Consider the following 1,702-nt stretch of genomic DNA (forward strand, 5'->3'; position numbering starts at 1 on the left):
GGCGCTCAGGGAGCATAGCCAGTCTATTGAGGCGTACCTTCTAGTATATCTGTCACCGTTGGGCTGGGAGCATATCAATTTGACGGGGAATGATGTTTGCAGCAGGGAAAAACGCCCAGGAAAGGAACATTCAGGCCCTTGCGACCCTTCCCTCAGGCTTAGCGTACTCTGTCCTCCGTTGCGTGACGCGACCCCATTTAGAGCATTTTTCACTGATTTTCCCTATGTCGCTTCGCCGTTCTGTGTATTCGGGATCGCTGCGGGGTCGCCTCCATCGCTGCGCGATAGAGACCTGCTCCGCCCGCATCGATCCCCATACTGTCTTCGCGCTCGCTCCTCGGGCAAATCGACTGAAAAATGCTCTATAGCCAAGCGCCGTATGAGTCATACGGCGAGCGGCGATGACGCCGTATCGAACTAAAGTCGCTTGGCTATAAGCTCAATCAAAGCGCCGGCTAAACAGCAGATTCACTCCATTCACCGTGCCTGTGTGCGCAATGATCGACCAGCTGCGCCAGAATTGCCAGGTGACTTTGAAAATATGCGCGCTGCTGCTCAGCCCTTCCTCATAACCGAGAATAAAGTGCCGGTTGAGCGCTTTGGCAAGCGTGATCACTTGCGGATCGGTCAATCCGATCTCGCTTTGGCTGATTGAAAGCTCATCCAGGCCAATGCGTTGCGCAATCTGTTTGCCCCCCATACTGCCGAGGAATGCTAATGCCGCGTTTTTGGCGTATTGCTGGCCCACAGTGGCGCCTTTATCCGTGCCATGCCTGAACAAAAGCCAGGAGAGCTTTTCGGTGTCCGGCACATTGGGCTCCGAGACCAACTGCGCGCGCGGCGCGCGCGTGGTGCCGCGCACTTGCAGGCCGACCTCGACTTCCTGATTGCGCCGCATTGCCAGAATATTCAGCGCCGGATTATCGACTGGGCCGTTGAAGCTGACATATCCTTTTTCAACATCGAGTTTGACGCTGAGGATTTCATACGTCGAACCACGGCGCGCGCGTAAATCGCCATGCGCGCGTAAGGGCGCTCCAGCCGCGTTGCTCAGAGTGATTTTTCCAACCAAATCCAGGTCCGCGCCGGCGCCGCGGAAACGAAAGTCTTTGCCCAGATCAATCCCGACGCGCGTTTGAAATAAGTGGATTTTGGGGGGCGCATCCTTGGATCGGAGAGATTCAAGCGCCGCGCTACGATATGGATCATCCGCGCGCACAATGACGACATCCTCGCCGAGCTTGGGCGCTGGACTGGACGGCAAATTAAAGAAAGCGCGGTGAACGGTGAAATCGCCATCGATCGCAAAGCCGCCGGCGCTGCCGCTGCGGTTGGCCATCGTCGCGCGGCCGGAGATCGATAATTGCCGGTCAGGCCGGGCGAAGAGTTCAAGCGCGTCGGCAACAATCTGGACCGATAACGGGGTATCGGCGCGATCCAGCGTCACGCTGCCGGTCGCGCGCAGAGCGCCGCTTGCGCCCTGGAACTCCACTTTCTGAAAATCGGCGCGGTTATTGGCAATCGCAATCCGCACAACCCCGTTTTTCAGCGTGACGCCTTGGTCGATCCATGTGATTGACAAGCCCTCTCCATTCAGCGCGCCAGAAAATTTTGGCTGTGCCACCGAACCGGACACCGCAAGACGGAGCGCGCTGCGTCCATCCAGCAGGGTTTGCGGGCCGAGCAGGATGCCTATATTTTT

General features: G+C 57.5%; 2 protein-coding genes. Both read right to left on the reverse strand.

The window, feature by feature from the left end; all coding sequences use genetic code 11:
• Positions 1–222 precede the first annotated feature (222 nt).
• Positions 223–345, reverse strand: coding sequence for a hypothetical protein (locus CAGGBEG34_RS11990; protein WP_275226176.1), 123 nt, complete (start codon positions 343–345; stop codon positions 223–225).
• A 94-nt stretch (positions 346–439) separates the two neighbouring features.
• Positions 440–1,702, reverse strand: a 1,263-nt coding sequence (locus CAGGBEG34_RS09365) for a translocation/assembly module TamB domain-containing protein (protein ID WP_042688534.1), incomplete at its 5' end; no start/stop codon positions are given.

Source organism: Candidatus Glomeribacter gigasporarum BEG34 (assembly GCF_000227585.1).
Classification (GTDB): domain Bacteria; phylum Pseudomonadota; class Gammaproteobacteria; order Burkholderiales; family Burkholderiaceae; genus Glomeribacter; species Glomeribacter gigasporarum_B.